19 protein-coding genes, 2 tRNA genes and 2 other RNA genes are annotated in these 25,787 nt (G+C 53.1%); 10 read left to right on the top strand and 13 right to left on the bottom strand.

The window, feature by feature from the left end:
- Nucleotides 1-111: 111 nt before the first annotated feature.
- Nucleotides 112-1,572, top strand: a complete 1,461-nt coding sequence (gene cls / locus KW828_RS15200) for a cardiolipin synthase (RefSeq protein ID WP_218337115.1) — start codon at nt 112-114, stop codon at nt 1,570-1,572.
- A gap of 34 nt (nt 1,573-1,606) precedes the next feature.
- Complete coding sequence (locus tag KW828_RS15195) at nt 1,607-1,936, top strand: HI1450 family dsDNA-mimic protein (protein ID WP_072568639.1); 330 nt, start codon at nt 1,607-1,609, stop codon at nt 1,934-1,936.
- A gap of 115 nt (nt 1,937-2,051) precedes the next feature.
- Here KW828_RS15195 and oppF read toward each other — a convergent pair whose 3' ends face one another.
- The 6 genes from oppF to KW828_RS15165 all read right to left on the bottom strand — a co-directional run bounded on the left by oppF (nt 2,052) and on the right by KW828_RS15165 (nt 9,071).
- Complete coding sequence (oppF, locus tag KW828_RS15190; protein ID WP_088218646.1) at nt 2,052-3,056, bottom strand: murein tripeptide/oligopeptide ABC transporter ATP-binding protein OppF; 1,005 nt, start codon at nt 3,054-3,056, stop codon at nt 2,052-2,054.
- Entirely contained in the window at nt 3,053-4,066 is a 1,014-nt protein-coding gene (locus tag KW828_RS15185; RefSeq protein ID WP_218337114.1) for an ABC transporter ATP-binding protein, read from the bottom strand. Before KW828_RS15185 ends, oppF begins: the two co-directional genes overlap by 4 nt.
- Nucleotides 4,067-4,077: 11 nt before the next feature.
- Entirely contained in the window at nt 4,078-4,986 is a 909-nt protein-coding gene (oppC, locus tag KW828_RS15180; RefSeq protein WP_072568642.1) for an oligopeptide ABC transporter permease OppC, read from the bottom strand.
- A gap of 14 nt (nt 4,987-5,000) precedes the next feature.
- The gene (gene oppB, locus KW828_RS15175; protein WP_218337113.1) at nt 5,001-5,921 is read right to left on the bottom strand and encodes an oligopeptide ABC transporter permease OppB; all 921 of its coding nucleotides are present in this window, start codon (nt 5,919-5,921) and stop codon (nt 5,001-5,003) included.
- A gap of 106 nt (nt 5,922-6,027) precedes the next feature.
- A complete protein-coding gene (gene oppA, locus KW828_RS15170) occupies nt 6,028-7,662 on the bottom strand; it encodes an oligopeptide ABC transporter substrate-binding protein OppA (protein WP_218337111.1) in 1,635 nt (544 codons plus the stop codon).
- A gap of 761 nt (nt 7,663-8,423) precedes the next feature.
- Entirely contained in the window at nt 8,424-9,071 is a 648-nt protein-coding gene (locus KW828_RS15165; protein ID WP_218337110.1) for a YchE family NAAT transporter, read from the bottom strand.
- Between the two features lie 470 nt (nt 9,072-9,541).
- Between KW828_RS15165 and adhE the strand changes: the two genes are divergently transcribed.
- Entirely contained in the window at nt 9,542-12,220 is a 2,679-nt protein-coding gene (gene adhE, locus KW828_RS15160; protein ID WP_218337108.1) for a bifunctional acetaldehyde-CoA/alcohol dehydrogenase, read from the top strand.
- A gap of 88 nt (nt 12,221-12,308) precedes the next feature.
- On the opposite strand, the gene tdk is transcribed toward adhE, so the two are convergent.
- Nucleotides 12,309-12,923, bottom strand: coding sequence for a thymidine kinase (gene tdk / locus KW828_RS15155; RefSeq protein ID WP_218337107.1), 615 nt, complete (start codon nt 12,921-12,923; stop codon nt 12,309-12,311).
- 547 nt (nt 12,924-13,470) lie between these two features.
- Here tdk and hns point away from each other — a divergent pair.
- The gene (hns, locus tag KW828_RS15150; protein ID WP_072568647.1) at nt 13,471-13,884 is read left to right on the top strand and encodes a histone-like nucleoid-structuring protein H-NS; all 414 of its coding nucleotides are present in this window, start codon (nt 13,471-13,473) and stop codon (nt 13,882-13,884) included.
- 280 nt (nt 13,885-14,164) lie between these two features.
- On the opposite strand, the gene galU is transcribed toward hns, so the two are convergent.
- On the bottom strand, nt 14,165-15,073 hold the full coding sequence (gene galU, locus KW828_RS15145) for a UTP--glucose-1-phosphate uridylyltransferase GalU (RefSeq protein WP_218337105.1): 909 nt from the start codon (nt 15,071-15,073) through the stop codon (nt 14,165-14,167).
- Between the two features lie 200 nt (nt 15,074-15,273).
- Nucleotides 15,274-16,287 carry a two-component system response regulator RssB gene (gene rssB / locus KW828_RS15140; RefSeq protein WP_218337103.1) on the bottom strand — a complete coding sequence of 338 codons (1,014 nt, stop codon included), beginning with the start codon at nt 16,285-16,287 and terminating at the stop codon, nt 15,274-15,276.
- A gap of 530 nt (nt 16,288-16,817) precedes the next feature.
- On the opposite strand from rssB, the gene KW828_RS15135 reads away from it, so the two are divergent.
- From KW828_RS15135 to KW828_RS15110, 6 genes are all read left to right on the top strand, one after another.
- On the top strand, nt 16,818-17,276 hold the full coding sequence (locus tag KW828_RS15135; protein ID WP_218337101.1) for a YchJ family protein: 459 nt from the start codon (nt 16,818-16,820) through the stop codon (nt 17,274-17,276).
- A 44-nt stretch (nt 17,277-17,320) separates the two neighbouring features.
- A complete protein-coding gene (purU, locus tag KW828_RS15130) occupies nt 17,321-18,163 on the top strand; it encodes a formyltetrahydrofolate deformylase (protein WP_218337100.1) in 843 nt (280 codons plus the stop codon).
- A gap of 157 nt (nt 18,164-18,320) precedes the next feature.
- Nucleotides 18,321-18,405 (top strand) — tRNA-Tyr (locus KW828_RS15125).
- 37 nt (nt 18,406-18,442) lie between these two features.
- Nucleotides 18,443-18,527, top strand: a tRNA-Tyr gene (locus KW828_RS15120).
- A gap of 43 nt (nt 18,528-18,570) precedes the next feature.
- A non-coding RNA gene (locus KW828_RS15115) (RtT sRNA) lies at nt 18,571-18,703 on the top strand.
- Between the two features lie 43 nt (nt 18,704-18,746).
- Nucleotides 18,747-18,881: non-coding RNA, RtT sRNA (locus KW828_RS15110), on the top strand.
- A gap of 186 nt (nt 18,882-19,067) precedes the next feature.
- Here KW828_RS15110 and narI read toward each other — a convergent pair.
- The 4 genes from narI to KW828_RS15090 are packed head-to-tail and all read right to left on the bottom strand — an operon-like array spanning nt 19,068 to nt 25,727.
- Nucleotides 19,068-19,745: a respiratory nitrate reductase subunit gamma gene (gene narI / locus KW828_RS15105; RefSeq protein ID WP_218337098.1), complete on the bottom strand. Its 678-nt coding sequence runs from the start codon at nt 19,743-19,745 to the stop codon at nt 19,068-19,070.
- Nucleotides 19,745-20,455: a nitrate reductase molybdenum cofactor assembly chaperone gene (narJ, locus tag KW828_RS15100; RefSeq protein WP_218337097.1), complete on the bottom strand. Its 711-nt coding sequence runs from the start codon at nt 20,453-20,455 to the stop codon at nt 19,745-19,747. The genes narI and narJ overlap by 1 nt, the downstream gene beginning before the upstream one ends.
- A complete protein-coding gene (gene narH / locus KW828_RS15095; protein WP_218337096.1) occupies nt 20,452-21,987 on the bottom strand; it encodes a nitrate reductase subunit beta in 1,536 nt (511 codons plus the stop codon). Before narH ends, narJ begins: the two co-directional genes overlap by 4 nt.
- Complete coding sequence (locus KW828_RS15090; protein ID WP_218337095.1) at nt 21,984-25,727, bottom strand: nitrate reductase subunit alpha; 3,744 nt, start codon at nt 25,725-25,727, stop codon at nt 21,984-21,986. The genes narH and KW828_RS15090 overlap by 4 nt, the downstream gene beginning before the upstream one ends.
- Nucleotides 25,728-25,787 lie beyond the last annotated feature (60 nt).

The raw sequence follows: 25,787 nt of genomic DNA, 5'->3' as shown, positions 1-25,787 counted from the left end.
GCATTATAGACCCTTGACCGGGGCATACCAGCGCTTTTGTCAGCGGTTTTTATTTGCCTGTTGAATGCTTATGCGTAAACTCATGGCATCACGCATTCAAAAGGATTTTTTATGACAACCTTCTACACGCTGGTGAGTTGGCTGGTCATTTTGGGATACTGGCTCCTGATTGCAGGTGTAACGTTACGCATCCTGATGAAACGGCGCGTTGTGACCTCCGCCATGGCCTGGCTTCTGGTTATCTATATCCTGCCGCTGGTGGGTATTATTGCCTATCTCTCCTTTGGCGAACTGCATCTGGGTAAGCGACGCGCTGAGCGCGCGCGTGCGATGTGGCCCTCCACCGCCAAATGGTTAAACGATCTGAAAGCCTGCAAGCATATTTTCGCTGAAGAAAACAGCGACGTTGCCGCTTCGCTGTTTAAACTCTGCGAGCGCCGCCAGGGAATTGGTGGCGTAAAAGGCAACCAGCTGCAGCTGCTGACCAGTACCGATGACGTGATGCAGGCGTTGATCCGCGACATCCAGCTGGCACGCCATAACATTGAGATGGTGTTTTATATCTGGCAGCCCGGAGGGATGGCCGATCAGGTTGCAGAATCGCTGATGGCCGCTGCCCGTCGCGGTGTGCATTGTCGACTGATGCTGGATTCCGCGGGCAGCGTGAATTATTTCCGCAGCCCATGGGTCAATATGATGCGCAATGCAGGCATCGAGGTGGTGGAATCGCTGAAAGTGAATCTGATGCGTGTGTTCCTGCGCCGCATGGATTTACGCCAGCACCGCAAAATGGTGATGATCGACAACTATATTGCCTACACCGGCAGCATGAACATGGTCGATCCACGTTTCTTTAAACAGGATGCAGGCGTCGGCCAGTGGGTCGATTTGATGGCGCGCATGGAAGGCCCGGTGTCCACAGCGATGGGCATTGTTTATTCCTGCGACTGGGAAATCGAAACCGGTAAACGTATTCTTCCGCCGCCGCCGGATGCCAACATCATGCCGTTCGAGCAGGCCAGCGGGCACACCATCCATACCATCGCCTCCGGCCCCGGCTTCCCGGAGGATTTGATCCATCAGGCGTTGTTGACCGCTGTCTATTCTGCGCGTGAATATTTGATCATGACCACCCCCTATTTCGTACCGAGCGACGACCTGCTGCATGCTATCTGCACGGCGGCGCATCGTGGGGTGGACGTGAGTATTATTCTGCCGCGTAAAAATGACTCGGTGCTGGTGGGCTGGGCCAGCCGTGCGTTCTTCGCCGAACTGCTGGCGGCCGGGGTGAAAATCTATCAGTTTGAAGGCGGATTGCTGCATACCAAGAGCGTGCTGGTGGACGGCGAACTGAGCCTGATAGGCACCGTGAATCTTGATATGCGCAGCCTGTGGCTTAATTTTGAGATCACGCTGGTGATCGATGATGCCGGATTTGGCGCCGATCTGGCGTCGGTACAGGACGATTATATTTCGCGTTCACGGATGCTGGATGCCAGACTGTGGGTTAAACGCCCGTTGTGGCAACGGATCACTGAGCGACTGTTTTACTTCTTCAGCCCGTTGCTGTAAAACGTGCCCAACAGTGGTTAACCAGGTAGTCATCATGGAAATGGATCTGAACAATCGTCTGACTGAAGACGAAACGCTTGAGCAGGCTTACGACATTTTTCTCGAACTGGCGGTTGATAACCTCGATCCGGCAGATGTGATCCTTTTTAACTTGCAGTTTGAAGAGCGCGGCGGTGCCGAACTGTTCGATCCGGCGGAAGACTGGCAGGAACATGTCGATTATGACCTGAACCCGGATTTCTTCTCGGAAGTGGTGATTGGTCTGGCGGATACCGATGGCGGCGAGCTGAACGATATTTTCGCCCGCGTGCTGCTGTGCCGCGAAAAAGATCATAAGCTGTGCCATATTCTGTGGCGTGAATAATCTGCGTCTTAATGTGAAAAGGGCTGACAACTGTCAGCCCTTTTTATTGCTTCTTTGCCGGGTGGCGCTGCGCTTACCCGGCCTGCGCTAAGCCGCCGGGCTCGCTTTAGTCCGATTACAGCGGATCTACCTTCAGACAGGACACCGCGTGCTGGAAACTCCCTTCCAGTAACGGACGGGTTTTCGCGCATTCCGGACCGGCAATCGGACAGCGGGTGCGGAACACACAGCCCGATGGCGGATTGATAGGCGACGGCAGTTCCCCTTCCAGCAACTGGATCTGCTTGTTTCTTTCCAGATCCGGATCCGGCACCGGTACCGCCGACATCAATGCTTTGGTGTAGGGGTGCAGCGGATTGTGGTACACCTGATCGTAGGTGCCCAGCTCTACCGCATGACCGAGATACATCACCAGCACACGGTCGGAGATGTGTTTCACTACCGCCAGGTCATGGGCGATAAAGATCAACGACAGCCCCATTTCACGCTGTAATTTTTGCAGCAGGTTCACCACCTGCGCCTGGATAGACACGTCCAGCGCCGACACCGGTTCATCACAAATAATCAGCTTCGGCTCAAGGATCAGCGCACGGGCGATGCCGATACGCTGGCACTGACCGCCGGAAAACTCGTGCGGGTAGCGGTTGATGAGGTTCGGCAAAAGGCCGACTTTCAGCATCATCGCCTTCACACGCTCGCGCACTTCCTGGCGGGAAATTTTCGGCTGATAGGTGCGCAGTGGCTCAGCGATGATTTCCCCGATCGTCATACGCGGGTTCAGCGACGCCAGCGGATCCTGGAAAATCATCTGAATATCGCTGCGCACGTCGCGCCACTCTTCCTGCTTCATGCCCAGCAAATCTTTCCCCAGCCACGCCACTTTACCGTCGGTGGCTTTCACCAGGCCAATAATGGCACGGGCAAAGGTCGATTTACCGCAGCCGGATTCGCCCACCACGCCCAGGGTTTCGCCCTCATACAGACGCAGCGTCACGCCATCGACGGCTTTCAGGGTTTTGGATGGCTGCCAGAACCACTGTTTGCCGTCTTTGATGTCGAAATGTACTTTAAGATCGGCAATTTCCAGCAGGACTTTTCTTTCTTCGGTCAGCGCATTCATACCAGTTCCTCCACCGGCTTAAAGCAGGCGCGCAGGCGGCCTGGGGCGAATTCTTCCAGCGGCGGCGCGGTGTGACAAATTTCCATTGCGTGCGGGCAGCGCGGCTGGAACGGGCAGCCTTTCGGCAGACGCAGCAGGTTTGGCGGGTTGCCCGGAATGGTCAGCAGTGCTTCGCCTTCGGCGTTCAGACGCGGCACGGCGTTGAGCAGACCAATGGAGTACGGGTGCGCCGGCTGATAAAACACATTTCGCGCCGAACCGTACTCCATGGTGCGCCCGGCGTACATCACCAGCACTTTATCGCAGATACCGGCGACCACACCGAGGTCGTGGGTGATCATGATAATCGCGGTGTTAAATTCGCGTTTCAGCTCATTGAGCAACGTCATGATCTGCGCCTGAACGGTAACGTCCAGCGCGGTGGTCGGTTCGTCGGCAATCAGCAGTTTTGGCCGGCACAGCAGTGCCATGGCGATCATCACGCGCTGACGCATACCGCCAGAAAACTCATGCGGGTACATCCGCATACGCTTACGCGCTTCCGGCATTTTCACAGCATCCAGCATGCGTACTGACTCTTCAAAAGCCGCGGCTTTGCCGAGGTTTTTGTGCAGCATCAGCACTTCCATTAACTGCTCGCCAACCCGCATATAGGGGTTCAGCGAGGTCATGGGATCCTGGAAAATCATCGAAATCTGCTCAGCGCGCAATTTGTTAAGCGCGTGCTCTGGCAGATTGAGGATCTCACGGCCATTAAATTTCGCCGATCCGCCGATCACGCCGTTAGACGCCAGCAGGCCCATCAGCGCAAACGCGGTCTGCGACTTACCTGAACCCGACTCACCCACAATACCCAGGGTTTCACCGGCTTTCAGGCTGAAGTTAAGGTCGTTCACCGCCGTGACGTCGCCGTCCGGGGTTTTAAACGTCACCCGCAGATCTTTGACATCCAGCAGGATGTCGGCAGTGTGCTGCGCCTGAGACGTCGATGCGATTTCAGTCATGCTCATTACAGCGCTCCTTAACGATCTTTCGGGTCGAGGGCATCACGCAGGCCATCGCCGATAAAGTTGAAACAGAACAGGGTCACGACCAGGAATACCGCCGGGAACAGCAGCAACCAGGGTGAAACTTCCATGGAGTTCGCGCCATCACTCAGCAGCGCGCCCCAGCTGCTCAGCGGCTCTTGCGTACCGAGGCCGAGGAAGCTCAGGAAGGATTCAAACAGTATCATGCTCGGTACCAGCAGCGAGGCGTAAACCACCACCACGCCCAGCACGTTTGGCACAATATGACGTACGACGATATTAAAGGTGGAAACCCCGCCAACCTGGGCGGCTTCGATAAACTCTTTGCGTTTCAGGCTCAGGGTCTGGCCACGAACGATACGCGCCATATCCAGCCAGGACACCATGCCGATAGCGACAAAGATCAGCAAAATGTTTTGCCCGAAGAAGGTCACCAGCAGAATAACGAAGAACATGAACGGGAAGGAGTTGAGGATCTCCAGCAGGCGCATCATCACGGAGTCCACTTTGCCGCCGAGATAGCCGGAAAGCGAACCGTATAACGTGCCAAGCACCACGGCCACCAGCGCCGCAGCAATCCCCACCATCAGGGAGATACGCCCGCCGATAGCCACACGGACCAGCAGATCGCGTCCGGACGAGTCAGTACCAAAGTAGTGACCCGATTCCATGTCCGGCGCGCTGGACATCATGCCCCAGTCAGTATCGAAATAGCTGAACTGGGATAACGCAGGGGCCAGCGCCACAAACAGCGCAATTAATACCAGTACGATCAGACTGGTAACGGCGGCGCGGTTATGCATAAAGCGACGGCGCGCATCCTGCCATAAACTACGCCCTTCGACTTCGAGTTTCTCACTGAAGTTTTCCAGCGCCTCGCTGTTTTTCTTACTTAACATCATGGCGTACTCCAGCGTTAATAACGGATTTTCGGATCGATAACGGCGTACAGCACGTCAACAATCGCGTTGAACAGAATAGTTAACGTCCCTACCAGGATCGTCAGGCTCAGCACCAGCGAATAATCGCGGTTGAGCGCACCGTTAACGAACAGCTGGCCGATACCCGGCAGACCGTAAATGGTTTCGATAACCATTGAGCCGGTAATGATGCCGACAAAAGCCGGTCCCATATATGAGAGCACGGGTAATAACGCCGGTTTCAGGGCGTGACGCAAAATAATGCGACGCATCGGTAACCCTTTCGCGCGCGCGGTGCGAATGAAGTTTGAATGCAGCACTTCAATCATTGAGCCGCGGGTGATACGCGCAATGCTGGCGATATACGCCAGTGATAATGCCACCATCGGCAGGATCATGAATTTCGGCGCGCCACCGTTCCAGCCGCCAGCGGGTAACCATTTCAGCGTGATCGCGAATATTAATACCAGCAACGGGGCCACCACAAAGCTCGGAATAACCACCCCGGTCATGGCAAAGCCCATTACCGTGTAGTCCCATTTGGTATTTTGTTTGAGTGCCGCGATAACCCCCGCCGTGACGCCAAAAATGACGGCGAGAAGGAAGGCTGCTGCCCCTAATTTCGCAGACACCGGGAAGCTTGAAGCTACCAGATCGTTAACGGAATAGTCTTTATATTTGAAAGACGGACCGAAATCCCCCTGCGCCAGCTGTTTCAGATAACTGAAATACTGCGTCATGATGGGATCGTTTAAATGGTATTTCGCTTCGATATTCGCCATTACTTCCGGTGGCAGTGCGCGCTCGCTGGTAAACGGACTACCCGGCGCAAGACGCATCATAAAGAAGGAAATAGTGATAAGGATTAAGAGTGTCGGAATTGCTTCCAGACAACGACGTAGAATAAATTTCAACATTGCCCGTACCTTCTGGCCTGTGCCTTGGTGTGCGATGAAATAAGACACGATGGGGCAAAGCGTTACCGCGATAAATTACGGTGACGCCCTGCCCCACGAATTGCCATTAATGTTTGATAACGTACAGATCTTTAGCGTACACGTTATCCATCGGGTCTTTACCAGAATAACCGCCTACCCAAGGTTTCACCAGGCGGGCGTTCACGTAGTAATACACCGGAACGATGGCAGAGTCTTTGCCAAGCTGCTGCTCTGCTTTGTCGTACAGCGCGCTGCGCTGCGCTTCATCGCTGGCTTTTACAGATTCAGCCATAATGCTGTCGAACGCCGGACTCTTATAGTGCGCGGTGTTCATCGAGCTGCCAGAGAGCATGGTATTCAGGAAGGAAGTCGGTTCGTTATAATCCGCACACCAGCCTGCACGAGCGACGTCGTAGTTACCCTGGTGACGGGTATCGAGGAAGGTTTTCCACTCCTGGTTTACCAGCTTAACGTTAACACCGAGGTTTTTCTGCCAGATAGACGAGGCGGCGATAGCCAGTTTCTTATGCAGATCGGAGGTGTTGTACAGCAGGTTGAAAGACAGCGGCTTATCTTTGGTATAGCCCGCTTCCGCCAGCAGTTTTTTCGCTTCTTCGTTACGTTTTTCCTGGGTCCAGGTGAACCACTCTGGTTTAGTGAATTTCGCGCCGTCAGCATAAGGCGGCGTGTAACCGAAGGCCGGCAGGTCACCCTGCGCTTTCACTTTATTGGTGATGATGTCACGATCCAGACCCAGCTTCAGTGCGGTACGTACACGCACATCGTTGAACGGGGCTTTCTGGTTGTTGATTTCGTAGTAGTAGGTGCACAGATACGGATCAACGTGAACTTCCTGCGGGATCTCTTTTTTCAGCTTCTGGAACAGTTCGATCGGCAGGTTGTTATAGGTCATGTCAATCTCACCGCTGCGGTAGCGGTTGACGTCGGTGACTTCCGAGGAGATTGGCAGGAAAGTGATCTGGTCAAGAACGGTTTTCGCGTTGTCCCAGTAGTTGGTGTTACGCACCATTACGATACGTTCGTTAACCACCCAATCCTGTAATTTAAACGCACCGTTGGAAACGATATTGGCTGGCTGCGTCCATTTTTCGCCAAATTTCTCAATCGCGGTTTTGTTCACCGGCGACATAGCCGGGTTAACCAGCAGTTTATAGAAGTAAGGCACTGGCTCGCTCAGCGTCACTTCCAGCGTTTTATCATCAATGGCTTTAACACCCAGCTCACTCGGCTTCATTTTACCGTCGATGATCGCATCAACGTTAAGAATGTGACCGTACTGCGGGTAGCTTGCGTATGGCGATGCGGTGTTTGGATCCACCAGACGCTGCCAGCTGTATACGAAATCCTGTGCGGTGACAGGCTCGCCGTTGGACCATTTCGCATCTTTTCGCAGATGGAAAGTCCAGACTTTGAAATCTTTGTTTTCCCATTTTTCAGCTACACCCGGGATCGGATGTCCGTCCACTGGAGAGGTGATCAGCAGACCTTCAAATAAATCGCGGCTGACGTTTGATTCAGGCACGCCTTCGATTTTGTTTGGATCAAGGGATTGTGGCTCAGCGCCGTTGTTACGTACTAATACTTGTTTTTCTGCCAGCTGAACGCCCGCTGGTACGTCTGCCGCCATAGCAACATTGCCGGCGATGAGTGCAGTCAGGATCCCTGCCGCGATTAGGCTTTTCTTTGTGATGATGGACATTGTGTTGTGACTCCGATCATTATAATTACTGGCGCGAGCGCCAGCCTGTTCTTACCCTTTTCGGGTTCCTGTGCAGTGCAGGAGCTTTTGCTACCGCCAGGCGTTTTTTTTTACTTTTTGCTATCACCGACTTTTATTATTACCGGATACTCGAACGGCATCCTTCTGTCGATCACTGCGCACCTCCCCTGTACTGAGATGCGTCTGTTCTGTCCTGACAAGAGTCATATGAAAATGATTCTCATCTATATTATTTGTCCACGAAATATAAGGCCGGAAAGTACCAAAAGCACCAATCCGTCGCCAATACATTTTGCAAATTTGTTAAGCAATTCTCTTTTATGGCAGACAAAAAGCGTGTGAAGACAGGCGTTGAGATCACCAGTTCATCAATAAACTTATTGAGTTCAGTCGCTTATCGCGTTGCCGGGTCGTCAGGTTTGCTTTTTTGTGAAGCTGATTATTTTTTACACAAAAAAGTAACAATTGGCGACTAATTAGCACATTCATCTGCCTGCGTGATGAAATTACTAATATCATTTCGATTATCTGACAGCAAGCCCAAGAGTATCATGTGAGAGAAATAACACGACGAGTGCGTTTATTATGACCACCGCCCGGCGGCGGTGAGAGATAACTAAATGAAAAATATGAAGTAATGAACGACAACGCAATTTATTATATTTGAAGTAATTTTCAACTTTAGTTATAAGTTTTACTGATAATGAATAAAAATCGCGCTGCCCCTTGCAAGGTTAATCTTACGTCAGCAATCCTGGGAACAAAGCCTTAATACCGGTTACGATAAATTCTATCCCCAAGGCCATCAGCAGCAGCCCCATAATGCGGGTAATAACGTTTATTCCGGTCTGCCCTAACAAACGAACCAGCCAGGGCGCGATACGAAAAACGCCCCAGCAGCACAGCGCAAACAAGGCGATGGCAATAGAAAAGCACAACAAGTGCATCCAGTTGTGGTATCGCGTGCCCCAGACAATAGTGGAGCTGATAGCCCCAGGACCGGCCATCAGCGGTAGCGCCAGCGGAACGACGCCAATGCTTTCGCGGATCGCCGTCTCCGACTTCTCCTGCTTATTCTGTTTATCTTCACCTAGCTTGCCGCTGATCATCGACATCGCAATGGTGACGACCAGGATACCGCCAGCGATGCGGAAGGAATCTATGGAGATGCCAAAAAGTTGCAGAATACCGTTACCAAGAAAGAGCGACGTCAGCAAGATAATGGCAACAGACAAGTTCGCCGTCAGGTTGGTTTTGTTTCGTGCTGCCGCCGTCTGGTAACTGGTCATGCTAATAAAGACGGGAATAATGCCCACCGGGTTTACCAGAGCAAATAATCCAATAAAAAATTTTGAATAGGTTGGAAAGTCAAACAACGTCTGAATCACGGTCGGCTCCGCATGGTAGCAAGGCTGAAGGCATAAATCCCTGAAAAATCCGTGCTGAAGATACGCTTTTTACCAGCATAGTTCACCAGGAAAATCATTTAAAACGTCACCATCCCACTATGTTATAAAATTGTATTGAATATGATAATCTCTAAGCACTATTACCCCTGAAGCAGTAACAATTACTGCATATGACCAAAAACACCCTGCTGAAAGGTGTCAGCTTGGATGAATCTTGATCTGGATCATGATTTCGCTACTCAGAAGTGAGTAACCTTGCTTACGCCGCCAGGGAGAACAGCGTCAAGCGAGTTCGATGCTTAGGTCAGGCTCTTTTAGTAAATCAGGGGTGCAACATCGTAGTTAACTAATTGAATCTCAAGGCCCCATCAGTCTTTTGTTGGTCTTGACTATACTGACGTGTTAGCAGTTGATTTACTAAAAGAGTTTAACATTATCAGGAGAGCATTATGGCCGTTACTAATGTCGCTGAACTTAACGCACTCGTCGAACGCGTGAAAAAAGCCCAGCGTGAATATGCCAACTTTACTCAAGAACAAGTCGATAAGATCTTCCGCGCTGCCGCTCTGGCCGCTGCTGATGCTCGTATCCCGCTGGCCAAACTGGCGGTTGCCGAATCCGGCATGGGCATTGTTGAAGATAAAGTGATCAAAAACCACTTCGCTTCTGAATATATCTACAACGCCTATAAAGATGAGAAGACCTGCGGTGTGCTGTCTGAAGACGACACTTTCGGGACTATCACTATCGCTGAACCTATCGGCCTCATCTGCGGTATCGTACCGACCACCAACCCAACCTCTACTGCGATCTTCAAATCTCTGATCAGCCTGAAGACCCGTAACGGTATTATCTTCTCCCCACACCCACGTGCAAAAGACGCCACTAACAAAGCGGCTGACATTGTCCTGCAGGCAGCAATCGCTGCGGGTGCGCCGAAAGATCTGATTGGCTGGATTGACCAACCGTCTGTTGAACTATCTAACGCCCTGATGCATCACCCGGATATTAATATGATCCTGGCGACCGGCGGCCCGGGCATGGTTAAAGCAGCGTACAGCTCCGGTAAACCGGCGATCGGCGTAGGTGCCGGTAATACCCCTGTCGTTGTGGACGAAACTGCCGACATTAAACGTGTCGTGGCTTCTATCCTGATGTCCAAAACCTTCGATAACGGCGTAATTTGTGCCTCCGAGCAGTCGGTCATCGTTGTGGATTCAGCGTATGACGCTGTGCGTGCACGTTTCGCCAGCCACGGCGGCTACATGCTGCAGGGCCAGGAACTGAAAGCTGTTCAGGACATCATCCTGAAAAATGGCGCACTGAACGCTGCAATCGTTGGCCAACCGGCGACCAAAATCGCTGAGCTGGCAGGCTTCACTGTACCGGCTGATACCAAAATCCTCATCGGCGAAGTTTCCATTGTTGATGACAGCGAGCCGTTTGCTCACGAAAAACTGTCCCCGACACTGGCCATGTACCGCGCGAAAGATTTCGAAGACGCCGTAGTTAAAGCGGAAAAACTGGTTGAGATGGGCGGCATCGGCCACACCTCTTGCCTGTACACCGACCAGGATAACCAGCCAGAACGTGTGAAATTCTTCGGCGACAAAATGAAGACCGCACGTATTCTGATCAACACCCCTGCTTCTCAGGGTGGTATCGGCGACCTGTACAACTTCAAACTCGCGCCTTCCCTGACTCTAGGTTGTGGTTCATGGGGTGGTAACTCCATCTCTGAAAACGTTGGTCCTAAGCACCTGATCAACAAGAAAACCGTTGCTAAGCGAGCTGAAAACATGTTGTGGCATAAACTTCCGAAATCTATCTACTTCCGCCGTGGCTCACTGCCAATCGCGCTGGACGAAGTGATTACTGATGGTCACAAACGTGCGATGATCGTCACTGACCGCTTCCTGTTTAACAACGGTTACGCTGACCAGATCACCTCTGTACTGAAAGCAGCTGGTGTGGAAACTGAAGTGTTCTTTGAAGTTGAAGCTGACCCAACGCTGTCTGTAGTACGTAAAGGTGCTGAGCTTGCGAACTCCTTCAAACCAGATGTGATCATCGCGCTGGGCGGTGGTTCCCCGATGGACGCCGCGAAAATCATGTGGGTGATGTACGAACATCCGGAAACCCACTTCGAAGAACTGGCGCTGCGCTTTATGGACATCCGTAAACGTATTTACAAGTTCCCGAAAATGGGCGTGAAAGCGAAAATGATCGCGGTCACCACCACTTCCGGTACCGGTTCTGAAGTCACACCGTTTGCTGTAGTTACCGATGATGCTACCGGTCAGAAATACCCGCTGGCTGACTACGCCCTGACCCCGGATATGGCGATTGTTGATGCCAACCTGGTCATGGATATGCCGAAGTCACTCTGTGCTTTCGGTGGTCTGGATGCCGTGACCCACGCACTGGAAGCCTACGTTTCCGTGCTGGCGAGCGAATTCTCTGACGGTCAGGCTCTGCAGGCACTGAAACTGCTCAAAGAGAACCTGCCAGCGTCCTATAACGACGGTGCTAAAAACCCGGTCGCGCGTGAACGTGTACACAATGCTGCCACCATCGCGGGTATCGCGTTTGCTAACGCCTTCCTGGGCGTATGCCACTCTATGGCACACAAACTGGGTTCACAGTTCCACATTCCTCACGGTCTGGCGAACGCCCTGCTGATCTCTAACGTTATCCGTTACAACGCGAACGATAACCCGACTAAACAGACTGCGTTCAGCCAGTATGACCGTCCGCAAGCTCGTCGTCGTTACGCAGAGATCGCTGACCACCTGGGTCTGAGCGCACCGGGCGACCGCACCGCGGCGAAGATCGAGAAACTGCTGGCATGGCTGGAAAGCATCAAAGCTGAACTGGGCATTCCAAAATCAATCCGCGAAGCCGGTGTTCAGGAAGCTGACTTCCTGGCGCATGTGGACAAACTGTCCGAAGATGCGTTTGATGACCAGTGTACTGGTGCTAACCCGCGTTACCCGCTGATTGCTGAACTGAAACAGATCCTGCTGGATACCTACTACGGACGTGAGTTCAAAGAAGGTGATACCGCCACTGCTCCGGCAGAAGCTGTTCAGATCAAAGCAGACAAAAAAGCGAAGAAAACCGCTTAACCTGCTGCTCTAATGAAAAACCCGCCTGATGGCGGGTTTTTTTATGGCCTGAGAAGCGCTGTAAGACGATTTCTCGCCTGAGACAGGTTTACCCCCGCACCCGCTGCTGGATCTCCGTCAGCGAGCCCTCAGCGAGCGCATCCTTGTAATGCTTGCGACACACCGAGACATAACGCTCATTACCCCCAATAACCACCTGCTCACCCTCGTTATAAGGACGACCTGACTCGTCAAGGCGTAAAACCATGCTGGCTTTGCGACCACAGAAACAGATGGTTTTTAATTCCACCAGTTTGTCAGACCAGGCCAGCAAATACTGGCTGCCGGTAAACAACTCGCCACGGAAATCGGTACGCAGACCATAACAAAGCACAGGAATATCGAGCTGATCTACCACTTCTGATAACTCATGCACCTGCTGGCGGGTTAAGAACTGACTTTCATCCACCAGCACGCAATGTACCGGCTCACGCGCATGCTCAGCGCTAATTTCCTCGAACAGCACCGATTGCTGATTGAACAACTTAGCGGGCGATGAGAGGCCAATACGCGAACTCACTTTACCAGAGCCGAAACGGTTATCAATTTCCGCCGTGTAAACCACCGCCCGCATTCCGCGTTCCTGATAATTGTAGGATGACTGTAACAATGCGGTAGATTTCCCCGCATTCATTGCTGAATAATAGAAATAAAGCTGTGCCATTGGCCGCCAGACCCCGATCTAAGTAAAAATATTTCAGGGCGCGATAGTACCATATTTTATCGGGTCATCGCTGCGTCTGTGCGCAAACTCTGTGGTGGCGATGCCAGGCGTTATCCTGGATATACAACCTGCTCTTCGTTTGTTGCTGTTCCTGCCAAAGAAACGTCAGCGCTATTCACAATAAGTCACATTTTATGCTTTTAAAATCCATGATTTCGGCATGGGGCCAGGGAATATTAATGATTTGCGCTTACGTTGCCGGAGGGTGACTAATAGGAAAGGTTGATATTTATCCACAGTATCTATAACGCTTTGTCGATTAATCGGAAAATTGCCCTGCAAGGGGGCAGCGAGGCGGTATGATAGTGCTTGTGGATAAGCTTTTTTTGCCTGACATCTCGTAAGAAATTTAAGATAGCGCAATTAATAAAGCGAATAAATAACAGCTCATTTTGAATTCCTTACATTGCCAGCTATTGCACAACGCAAATTAACGCTCTATTATTAGCTCAACAAACCACCCCATTATAAGTTTGAGATTACTACAATGAGCGAAGCACTTAAAATTCTGAACAACATCCGTACTCTTCGTGCACAGGCAAGAGAATGCACTCTTGAGACGCTGGAAGAAATGCTGGAAAAATTAGAAGTTGTTGTAAATGAGCGTCGTGAAGAAGAAAACGCTCAGGCAGCAGAAATCGAAGAACGTACGCGTAAGCTGCAGCAATATCGTGAAATGCTGATTGCTGACGGTATTGATCCGAACGAACTGCTGAATAGCATGGCTGCCGCTAAAGTCGGTACTAAAGCTAAGCGCGCTGCACGTCCGGCTAAATATAGCTACATCGACGAGAACGGCGAAGAAAAAACCTGGACCGGCCAGGGTCGTACTCCGGCTGTTATTAAGAAAGCCATGGACGAGCAAGGTAAAAAACTGGAAGATTTCCTTATCAAGGGCTAAATCTCCGCTCCTATACTGAAATCCCGCCGCTGGCGGGATTTTTTTTGCCTGCGGATCACACGAACAATACTGTTTATTGTTATTGCACCGGACACCAGACTGGCTAAAAACCAGGCATCCCCTTCTTCTATAACCCAACACCAGCCGACTATTATCCACTGCCGTGGCGTTGCGCAATCGTAAATAGGATGGACCGTAACAACCAGCAATAAAAAAGCCGGAGATACTCCGCAGGGTGCGACGTAATCTCCGGCCGTGGTAAAGCCTGCGTATTACAGCTTTACTTCTTAAAACCCATGGACTCTTCCAGCCAGGTTTTAAATTCTTCGCCATGTGCTTTATGACGGATACCGTATTCAACGAAAGCCTGCATATATCCAAGCTTATTACCGCAGTCATGGCTCTTGCCTTTCATGTGGTACGCTTCAACGGTTTCTTTCTCGATCAGCATATCAATGGCGTCGGTCAGCTGAATTTCGTCACCGGCTCCTGGAGGCGTTTTCGCCAGCAGTGGCCAGATCTCTGCGCTGAGGACATAACGTCCCACTACCGCGAGATTAGACGGTGCTACGTTAGCTTTAGGCTTCTCTACCACGCCTACCATCGGCACGCTCTCGCCTGGCTTCAGCTGTGCGCCTTTGCAGTCCACAACGCCATACGCGGTCACGTCTTCTACCGGCTCCACCATAATCTGGCTGCAGCCCGTTTCATCAAAGCGCTGGATCATTTCGGCCAGGTTATCCTGAGAAAGATCGGATTCGAATTCATCCAGAATAACGTCTGGCAGGATCACCGCTACCGGCTCATTGCCGACAACCGGATGGGCACACAGCACAGCGTGACCCAGACCTTTCGCCAGCCCCTGACGCACCTGCATAATCGTTACGTGCGGCGGACAAATAGACTGAACTTCTTCAAGTAGCTGACGCTTAACGCGTTTTTCCAGCATAGCTTCAAGTTCAAAACTGGTATCGAAGTGGTTTTCAATAGAGTTTTTAGAGGAGTGAGTTACCAGCACAATCTCAGTAATACCCGCAGCGATACATTCATTGACGACATACTGAATTAATGGCTTGTCAACCAGCGGCAACATCTCTTTTGGGATGGCCTTAGTTGCTGGCAACATCCTGGTTCCTAATCCCGCAACCGGGATAACTGCTTTCGTTACTTTTGAATTAAGGGCAGCCATTGAAAATCTCCTGGAATGTTCACACTGGGAACATGTACATAATGAATCACGCGTAAGAGTATATCAGTACCCTGCTGTGAGCCGGGTCTGAAATGAACGCATTCAGGCTTAATTAAGACAATTACTTATAATACTGCGCAGATAGTAACACCAGGGGGAGAACGGCGGGTAAAGGTAAATCAACCCGCCGCTGCGTTTGCTCATTCCGCAGTCAGCATTAATCGTAACCGTCCACCCGCGCCCCAGACCTGACACTGCCACGCTTCGCTGCGATGGCTAACCTGGTTCAAATAGGTATTTCCTAACGTGCCGAGGGGGACACCATTGCTGATCTGAATTTGATGCTCACCCGTATTCAATGTGGCATTAAGGCCTGCCGACACCAGAATGAGGTTTTTTAGCTCATGATGATAATAGCCAACCAGCAGCGGGAACTGACCGGGTAAATTAGCCTGGCGGAGTAATTGATTTACTTGCTTTAACAAACTTCCCAACTCAGGTAACCGCTGACGCTGATGGGAGAGTTGTTCCTGTAATAAACCATTAAACAATGCCCGCAGTAATAATGCGGCTAACACGCCGTTATCCCCGGCACGGGTGACATCAAGACAATAAAAAGCGAGGTCTTTTTCAGAGAGTGCTGCAATATCCAACACCAGACCCGGCTGATCGGCGGAAACCAACTGGCGATAATTAATGCGGCAATTTGAGATATGTTGCTGAACCGGCGGCTGCAACTCTTGCAGTAATTTCGCCGCGGCCTGTGGATCGCTAACCAGCGCATCCCAGTCCTGAAAGAGGCGTTCTTCTTCCTCAACCCTCGAATTAAACATATTGGGGTAGAGGCAGGCATATACCGTTTCACGTAAACGATTAAGATCTTTTACCGGTTTAAGTAATACATCCTGTACGCCAAGGCGTAATGCACGGGCAATGTCTGCCATATTTTCTGTAGCAGAAATAACCAGTATCGGAATTTGATCGCGCTGATTGCGCAAATGTTCCACGAGTTGCAGACCGTTCATTCGTGGCATGGCGAGATCGCAAATCATTAAATCTGGACTTACCGTCTTCATGGTTTCAAGCGCATCGACGCCATCCAGTGCCAGTGAGGTGGTCGCGCCTAAAGAAGTGAGCCATGAATCCAACAGTGAACGGAAAACGGGTTCGTCCTCAACAATCAAAATATGTTTTCCAGTCAAAGGCTGCGTCATGTTCTCTCCCCTGCTTTGCCGTAGTTCAATAGTGGCATGCTATTGCAACTCCCGCCTGTCAGATTTTCCTGAAGTCATCGAATATATTTTTCGCTTAACCGCACAAAAAGTAAGCGCTTTCAGTGCGAAGCCCGTTTAGTTCCGGCTGCCTTACACAAAAGCTCACCGCGCCGCATAACACAACTGGCGGAGACAAGTGAACCTCATAGGGTTAGCAAAACGTCGGATACGTTGTCGGGAATGCCGTTGCGTGTAAACCGATGCAGGAAGACCTGAAAGAGGATTGCACAGCTTTGCGACGCCGCCAGGGGCAACAAAGTACACCTTAATGCCTCGCGACTAAACCTTTTACGCCCTAAATCGTTGATTAAACCTCTGACGACCCTGTTGGGTATCGCCAGTCCAGCTTCACCTTTACTCATGACGTTTGTTTACATCCCCGGCGTCCAGCCATAGCATCAAGGCTATCGCTCGGTTAACATAGAAGTACCCATGCGCCGTTGCGCCTTTATTATTCCAGGATAACGATTTTGTCTCAACCTTGTCCCTGCGGTTGCGCTCAGGAGTATAGCGCATGTTGCGCACGTTATGTGTCTGGTGAGCAGGTTGCACCGGATCCGTCACACCTTATGCGCTCTCGCTACACCGCATTTGTGTTAAAAAACGCCGATTACCTGATCAAAACCTGGCACCCGTCATGCCACGCCGCTGCGTTTCGCCAGGACATTGAGAATGGATTTGCGCAAACGGAATGGCATGGGCTGACGATTTATGCGCAGGAGGCAGGCGCCACCCCGGACGAGGGCTTTGTCAGCTTTGTGGCGCGCTTTAGCGAACAGGGCAAACCCGGCGCTATCATTGAACGTTCACGTTTTCTGAAGGAAAACGGTCAGTGGTATTATATCGACGGCACGCGCCCACTCTTTGGCCGTAACGATCCCTGCCCATGCGGGTCAGGAAAAAAATTCAAAAAGTGTTGCGGGATATAAACCCAGCATCACCCTTATGCAAACTCAACAGGATTTTCGCGGCAATGCACTCATTACAACGTAAAGTACTGCGCACTATTTGTCCCGACCAGAAAGGTCTCATCGCGCGCATCACCAATATTTGTTACAAGCACGAACTGAACATCGTGCAAAACAACGAGTTTGTTGACCACCGCACCGGTCGCTTCTTTATGCGCACCGAGCTGGAAGGCATCTTCAATGATGCCACCCTGCTTGCGGATCTCGACAGCGCGCTGCCGGAAGGCTCAGTCCGTGAACTGACGCCCGCTGGCCGTCGTCGTGTGGTGATCCTCGTGACCAAAGAAGCGCACTGCCTGGGCGATCTATTAATGAAGGCCAATTACGGCGGGCTGGATGTTGAAATTGCGGCGGTTATCGGTAACCACGATACCTTGCGCACGCTGGTTGAGCGCTTTGATATTCCTTTTGAGCTGGTAAGTCATGAAGGTCATACCCGCGAAGCCCACGACGAACTCATGGCCGCAGCGATCGAAGCCCATCAGCCGGATTACGTGGTGCTGGCGAAGTACATGCGCGTTCTGACGCCAACCTTCGTATCGCGCTTCCCGAACAAGATCATTAACATTCACCACTCGTTCCTGCCTGCCTTTATTGGCGCCCGTCCATACCATCAGGCCTACGAGCGTGGCGTGAAGATTATTGGCGCAACGGCACACTACGTGAATGACAATCTGGACGAAGGCCCGATCATCATGCAGGACGTGATCCACGTCGATCACACCTATACGGCTGAAGATATGATGCGTGCCGGTCGCGATGTCGAGAAGAACGTACTGAGCCGTGCACTGTATCAGGTGCTGGCGCAGCGCGTGTTCGTTTACGGCAACCGCACCATTATTCTGTAAGCCGTAATGAAATGAATTGCTTAGCATTGCTGCACTACGCATAAAAAGCAGGCAAACGATTCAGTTTCACGAAAGGAAAGCTTTACAGCGGCGCGTCATTTGATATGATGCGCCCCGCTTCCCCAGCGGAGGCAGGCCAGTACCAGCATTACCCCGTGGTGGGGTTCCCGAGCGGCCAAAGGGAGCAGACTGTAAATCTGCCGTCATCGACTTCGAAGGTTCGAATCCTTCCCCCACCACCATATCTTCAAGTAATCTCAAGTATCAGCATTACCCCGTGGTGGGGTTCCCGAGCGGCCAAAGGGAGCAGACTGTAAATCTGCCGTCATCGACTTCGAAGGTTCGAATCCTTCCCCCACCACCATCTTCTCCTTAGTGACCAATCCCAACGACAGCACGATTATCATCTGATCTCCTTACAGGGAAGGATGAGAAGCTTCGACTAAGGTTCGATTCGAGCGCCAGCGAGAACGCGTTGCCGCAGGCAACGACCCGAAGGGCGAGGCGCTTTAGCGCCGAGTAATCCTTCCCCCACCACCATCTTCTCCTTCGCGACCAATTCCAACGACAGCACGATTATCATCTGATCTCCTTACAGGGAAGGATGAGAAGCTTCGACTAAGGTGTTCGATTCGAGCGCCAGCGAGAACGCATTGCCGCAGGCAACGACCCGAAGGGCGAGGCGCTTTAGCGCCGAGTAATCCTTCCCCCACCACCATCTCTCTCTCCTCTCATTCAAAAAAACCAAACACCGACAGTATGCTTTTTGCCCGGTGGCGCTGCGCTTACCGGGCCTGCGAGTATCCCCCATAAATTTTGCCTGTAGGCCGGATAAGGCGTAGCCGCCATCCGGCAAAAACAAAAAACCCCGCCGAAGCGGGGTTTAAATAGCGCGAACGCGGTCTTAGCGACGCGCGCGCACCACCTGATACTTCCGCGTTAAATACTCGACCGGCGCACTCCAGATGTGTACCAGCCGCGAGAACGGGAACAGGACAAACAGCGTCATGCCCAGCACCAGATGCAGACGGAAAATAAACGCCACGCCGTCCAGATGCGCAGACGCCCCGCCGTGGAACGTCACCACGGATTGCGCCCAGCCCACCAGCTTCATCATTTCGCTGCCGTCCATATGCTGCGCGGAGAACGGAATAGTCAGCAGACCCAGCGTGCACTGCACCATCAACAGGGAGAGGATCAGAATATCCGCTCCGGTGGTGGTGGCGCGAATACGCGGGCTGAACAGACGGCGTTTGAGCAGCAGCAGGCCGCCCACCAGCGTCAGCACGCCACAAGCACCGCCGGCGATCATCGCCATCTTCTGCTTCACGTCAATCGGCAGGAAGGACTCATACATCCAGTGCGGCGTCAGCATCCCCAGCAGATGCCCGGCAAAAATGCCGAGAATACCGATATGGAACAGGTTAGACGCCAGCGTCATGCCCTTACGATCCAGCATCTGGCTGGAGCCTGCCCGCCAGGTGTATTGCCCGTAGTCATAGCGCAGCCAGCTGCCGACCAGGAACACGGTCCCCGCGATATACGGGTAGATGTCAAAGAAGAACATATTCAGGAAATGCATTATTGCTGCCCCCCGTTAGAAATATTCAGATACTGCGGAGCGACAGCCCCCGCAAAACGACGCTGATGGGCGCTGATTTCTGACTCGCCACAGCTCTGTTCAGCAAAGAATTTCACCTGCTCTTCTTCCCACACGGCGTCCAGCGCCTGCGGTGTATCGTCGCGCGCTTCGCCAGCGATTTTCTCGGCCACTTTGTTGCTGTCGATAGTGGTATTTGCCAGATTCAGCAGTACCCCAAACAGCACCGCGTACGGACTTTCACGCTGTTGCAGACGCGCACTTAACAGCGCGAGGATCGGGGCGATGTCCTGCAAGCCGCCCAGCGCCTCTTCTTTCGGCAACTGCGCCAGATACTCCAGATACAGCGGCAGATGATCCGGCAGCTCGCGGCTGTCGAGTTGCAGACCATGGCGCTCATACTGCGCCATCAAATCCACCATCGCCTGGCCCCGATCGCGGGATTCACCGTGCACATGCTCGAACAGCATTAGCGAGGTGGCGCGGCCACGATCAAAGAGTTCGCTGTAGCGGGACTGCACGTCCAGCAGATCCTGCTGCGTCAGTTCACGCAGAAAACTGCTCAGCGCTTCAGCGTCGCTTTTCTCCAGATGTTCCGAGGAGGCAAAGCCATCAAATAACTCCTGCTGATGCTGCCACAGGGCAGCATCCGGGTACTCCAGCAGGCGGGAAATCATCACCAGTTCGATCATGGATGCGGCTCCGTTTTGCTGGTCACATCGACAGCATCGATGCGACGGCTGTTGAACAGGTTAAAGGCGCTGTCAGACCCGTGGCAGCCATCGCCAAAGGTAAAACCACAGCCGCTTTTTTCCGGGAAGGCATCACGCGCCAGCTCACGATGGCTGGACGGCACCACGAAACGATCTTCGTAGTTGGCGATGGCCAGATAACGGTACATCTCCTGGGCCTGCGCTTCGGTCAGCCCTACCTCTTCCAGGGCACGGGTGTCCAGCACGCCGTCCACGGTTTCAGCACGTTTGAAGTGACGCATAGCCAGCATACGTTTCAGCGCCAGCAATACTGGCTGGGTGTCGCCAGCGGTCAGCAGGTTCGCCAGGTACTGCACCGGGATACGCAGACTGTCAACATCCGGCAGAATACCGTTGCTGCTCAGCTCGCCCGCATCGGCAGCAGACTGGATCGGTGACAACGGCGGCACATACCAGACCATCGGCAGCGTGCGGTACTCTGGATGCAGCGGCAGCGCCAGCTTCCAGTCCATCGCCATTTTATACACCGGCGAGTTTTGCGCCGCGTCGATAACACTCTGCGGCACGCCGTCTTTCAGCGCCTGAGCGATCACCGCCGGATCGTTCGGATCGAGGAACACGTCCAGTTGACGCTGGTAGAGATCTTTCTCGTTCTCGGTGCTCGCCGCCTGTTCAATGGCATCCGCGTCATACAGCAACACGCCCAGATAACGGATACGGCCCACACAGGTTTCAGAGCACACGGTCGGCATACCCGCTTCAATACGCGGATAGCAGAAAATGCACTTCTCGGATTTACCGCTCTTCCAGTTGAAGTAGATCTTCTTGTACGGGCAGCCAGTGATGCACATGCGCCAGCCGCGGCATTTGTCCTGGTCGATCAGCACGATGCCATCTTCTTCACGCTTGTAGATCGCCCCGCTCGGGCAGGTCGCGACGCACGCCGGGTTCAGGCAGTGCTCGCACAGACGCGGCAGGTACATCATGAAGGTGTTTTCGAACTGGCCGTACATCGCCTTCTGCATGTTCTCGAAGTTCTGATCTTTGGCGCGTTTTTCAAACTCACCGCCGAGGATCTCTTCCCAGTTCGGACCATGCTCGATTTTGTTCATGCGCTCGCCGGAAATCAGCGAGCGCGGGCGGGCGATCGGCTGGTGTTTACTTTCCGGTGCGGTATGCAGGTGCTGATAGTCGTAATCAAACGGCTCGTAGTAATCGTCGATCCCCGGCAGATGCGGGTTGGCGAAGATTTTACCTAACAGTGTCGCACGGTTACCCATGCGCGGCTGAATTTTGCCATTGATTTTACGGATCCAGCCACCCTTCCATTTTTCCTGGTTTTCCCAGTCATTGGGATAGCCGATGCCAGGTTTGGTTTCCACGTTGTTAAACCACGCGTACTCCATCCCCTCACGGCTGGTCCAGACGTTTTTACAGGTGACTGAACAGGTGTGGCAGCCGATGCATTTATCAAGATTCAGCACCATGCCGACTTGTGAACGAATTTTCATTTTACGCTCTCCTGTACCTGGTCGTTGCCTTCGCCATCCAGCCAGTTAATGTTTTTCATCTTACGTACGACGACAAATTCATCGCGGTTAGAGCCAACCGTCCCGTAATAGTTAAAGCCGTAGGCCAGCTGCGCATAGCCGCCGATCATATGGGTCGGTTTCGGGCTGATGCGGGTGACAGAGTTATGAATGCCGCCGCGCTGACCGGTAATTTCCGAGCCTGGCAGGTTCACAATACGTTCCTGCGCGTGATACATCATGGTCATGCCGGACGGTACACGCTGGCTCACCACCGCACGCGCCGTCAGCGCGCCGTTGCTGTTGAAGACTTCGATCCAGTCGTTATCCTCGATGCCCAGGTCTTTGGCGTCGCTCTCACTCATCCAGACAATCGGGCCGCCGCGTGACAGGGTCAGCATCAGCAGGTTGTCGCTGTAAGTAGAGTGAATGCCCCATTTCTGGTGCGGCGTCAGGAAGTTCAGCGCCTTCTCCGGATTACCGTTGGATTTCTTGCCCATCACCGCTTTTACCGAACGGGTATCGATCGGCGGACGGTACACCAGCAGGCTTTCGCCGAAGTCACGCATCCACTGATGATCCTGATACAGCTGCTGACGGCCGGACAAGGTACGCCACGGGATCAGCTCATGCACGTTGGTGTAACCCGCGTTATAAGACACATGTTCATCTTCCAGGCCCGACCAGGTGGGGCTTGAGATAATTTTGCGCGGCTGAGCCTGAATATCGCGGAAGCGGATTTTCTCTTCCTCTTTATTGGTCGCCAGATGCGTATGATCACGACCGGTAAATTCGCTCAGCGCTGCCCAGGCTTTTACCGCCACATGGCCGTTGGTTTCCGGGGCCAGGGTGAGGATCATTTCCGCCGCGTCAATCGCCGTGTTGAGCATCGGCTGGCCTTTAGCCGGGCCGTCTGCTTTGGTGTAATTGAGCTTACGCAGCAGATCCATTTCGCTCTGGGTATTCCAGGCGATACCTTTGCCGCCGTTACCGATTTTCTCCATCAACGGACCGATGGAGGTGAAGCGCTCCCAGGTGGCCGGGTAGTCACGTTCAACCGGAATAATGTGCGGCGCGGTTTCCCCTGGGATCAGGTCACATTCGCCTTTTTTCCAGTCTTTCACGTCCAGCGGCTGCGCCAGTTCAGCGGCAGAGTCATGCTGGATCGGTAACGTCACGACATCCGTTTCTTTCCCGAGATGGCCAACGCACACCTCAGAGAAGGATTTTGCGATGTCTTTGTAAATTTCCCAGTCGCTTTTAGACTCCCACGCCGGATCGACGGCCGCAGACAGCGGATGAATAAACGGATGCATATCCGAGGTATTCATGTCGTCTTTTTCGTACCAGGTGGCGGTTGGCAGCACGATGTCGGAATAGAGGCAGGTGCTCGACAGACGGAAGTCCAGCGTCACCACCAGATCCAGCTTGCCGTCAAGTCCGTTATCCACCCACTCCACTTCTTCTGGCTTCACGCTGCCCTGCTGACCGAGATCCAGCCCCTGAATACCGTGCTCGGTACCCAGCAGGTACTTCAGCATGTATTCATGGCCTTTACCGGAAGAACCCAGCAGGTTGGAACGCCAGACGAACAGGTTGCGCGGATGGTTTTTACCGTTTTCCGGCTGTTCTGCCGCGAAACGAATGGTGCCTTCTTTCAGGGCTTTCACGGTGTAATCCACCGGACTCATCCCGGCTTTTTCCGCGTCAGCAGCGATGCGCAGCGGGTTAGTGCCTAACTGTGGCGCAGACGGCAGCCAGCCCATACGCTCGGCACGAACGTTAAAGTCGATCAGGTTACCGCTGTAGCGGGATTTGTCTGCAAGCGGGGAGAGCAGCTCCTGCGCGGTCAGCGACTCGTAGCGCCACTGGCTGGAGTGGTTATAGAAGTACGAGGTGCTGTTCATATGACGCGCCGGACGCTGCCAGTCGAGGGCAAACGCCAGCGGCTGCCAGCCGGTCTGTGGACGCAGTTTTTCCTGGCCGACATAGTGTGCCCAGCCGCCGCCGCTCTGACCGACACAGCCACAGAAGATCAGCATGTTGATCAGGCCGCGATAGTTCATATCGAGGTGATACCAGTGGTTCAGACCCGCACCGACGATAATCATCGAACGGCCATGGGTTTTATCAGCGTTATCGGCAAACTCACGGGCGGTACGAATGATCTGCGCACGCGGCACGCCGGTGATCTGCTCGGCCCACGCCGGAGTATAGGCTTTCACCTCGTCGTAACTGGTGGCGCAATTGGCATCGTCCAGACCGCGATCCAGACCATAGTTCGCCAGCGTCAGATCGTAAACGGTGGTCACCAGCGCGGTGGTGCCGTCGGCCAGTTGCAGTCGTTTGACCGGCAGTTTGTGGGTCAGTACGTTATCCAGCGCCACGCTGTTGAAATGCTCGGTGCCGTCGCCGCCAAAGTACGGGAAGCCAACCTCGGCGATCTCATCGTGATTGCCGAGCATGCTCAGGCGCAGATGCGCTTCTTCGCCGGTCGTGCCATCACGCTGTTCAAGGTTCCACTTGCCTTTCTCGCCCCAGCGGTAACCGATGGAGCCGTTCGGCGCGATCAGTTCGTCGTTGTCGTTAACGGCAACGGTTTTCCATTCCGGGTTATTTTCCTGACCGAGCGCGTCTACCAGATCGGCGGCGCGCAGCATACGGCCTGCGGCGTAGTAGCCTTCACGCGCTTCCAGCATCACCAGCATCGGCATGTCGGTGTAACGACGCACGTAGTCGGTGAAATACTGGCTTGGGTTATCAAGATGGAATTCACGCAGCATCACGTGGCCCATCGCCAGCGCCATCGCGGCATCGGTACCCTGTTTCGGGGCCAGCCACAGATCGCACAGCTTGGCGATTTCCGCGTAGTCGGGCGTAATGGCTACGGTCTTGGTGCCTTTATAACGAACTTCGGTAAAGAAGTGCGCGTCCGGGGTACGGGTCTGCGGCACGTTAGAGCCCCAGGCAATGATATAGCTGGAGTTATACCAGTCGGCGGATTCCGGCACGTCGGTCTGCTCGCCCCAGGTCTGCGGGGACGCCGGCGGCAGGTCGCAGTACCAGTCATAGAAGCTCAGGCAGGTGCCGCCAATCAGCGACAGATAACGCGCACCCGAGGCGTAAGACACCATCGACATTGCCGGGATCGGCGAGAAGCCCGCCACACGGTCAGGGCCATAGGTTTTGACGGTATAAACGTTAGAGGCGGCGATCAGCTCGTTCACTTCCTGCCAGGAGGAGCGCACAAAGCCGCCGCGTCCACGCGCCTGTTTAAAGCTTTTGGCTTTCTCCGCGTCTTCGATGATTGACGCCCAGGCATTCACCGGATCGCTGTGACGGGTTTTCGCTTCACGCCACAGTTTCATCAGACGCTTACGCATCAGCGGGTATTTCAGACGGTTCGCGCTGTAGAGATACCAGGAGTAGCTCGCCCCACGCGGGCAGCCGCGCGGTTCGTGGTTCGGCATATCCGGACGGGTACGCGGATAGTCAGTCTGCTGGGTTTCCCAGGTGACCAGGCCGTTCTTAACGAAAATCTTCCAGCTGCAAGAACCGGTACAGTTTACACCGTGCGTGGAGCGCACCACTTTGTCATGCGACCAGCGGTTACGGTATCCGTCCTCCCAGTCCCGGTTTGATTCATGAATCTGGCCATGCCCATCGGCAAAGGTTTCGCCCTTCTGTTTGAAGTAGCGAAACCGGTCCAGGAATTTACTCATCGGGTTTCTCCTGTAAGGAGCCTGTGCGGCTCTCTGGTAAATCGACATTGCTGCAAGTTG

It is taken from the genome of Enterobacter sp. ENT03, from assembly GCF_019218745.1.
GTDB lineage: Bacteria > Pseudomonadota > Gammaproteobacteria > Enterobacterales > Enterobacteriaceae > Enterobacter_D.
This window is presented reverse-complemented; position numbering and strand designations above follow the sequence as displayed.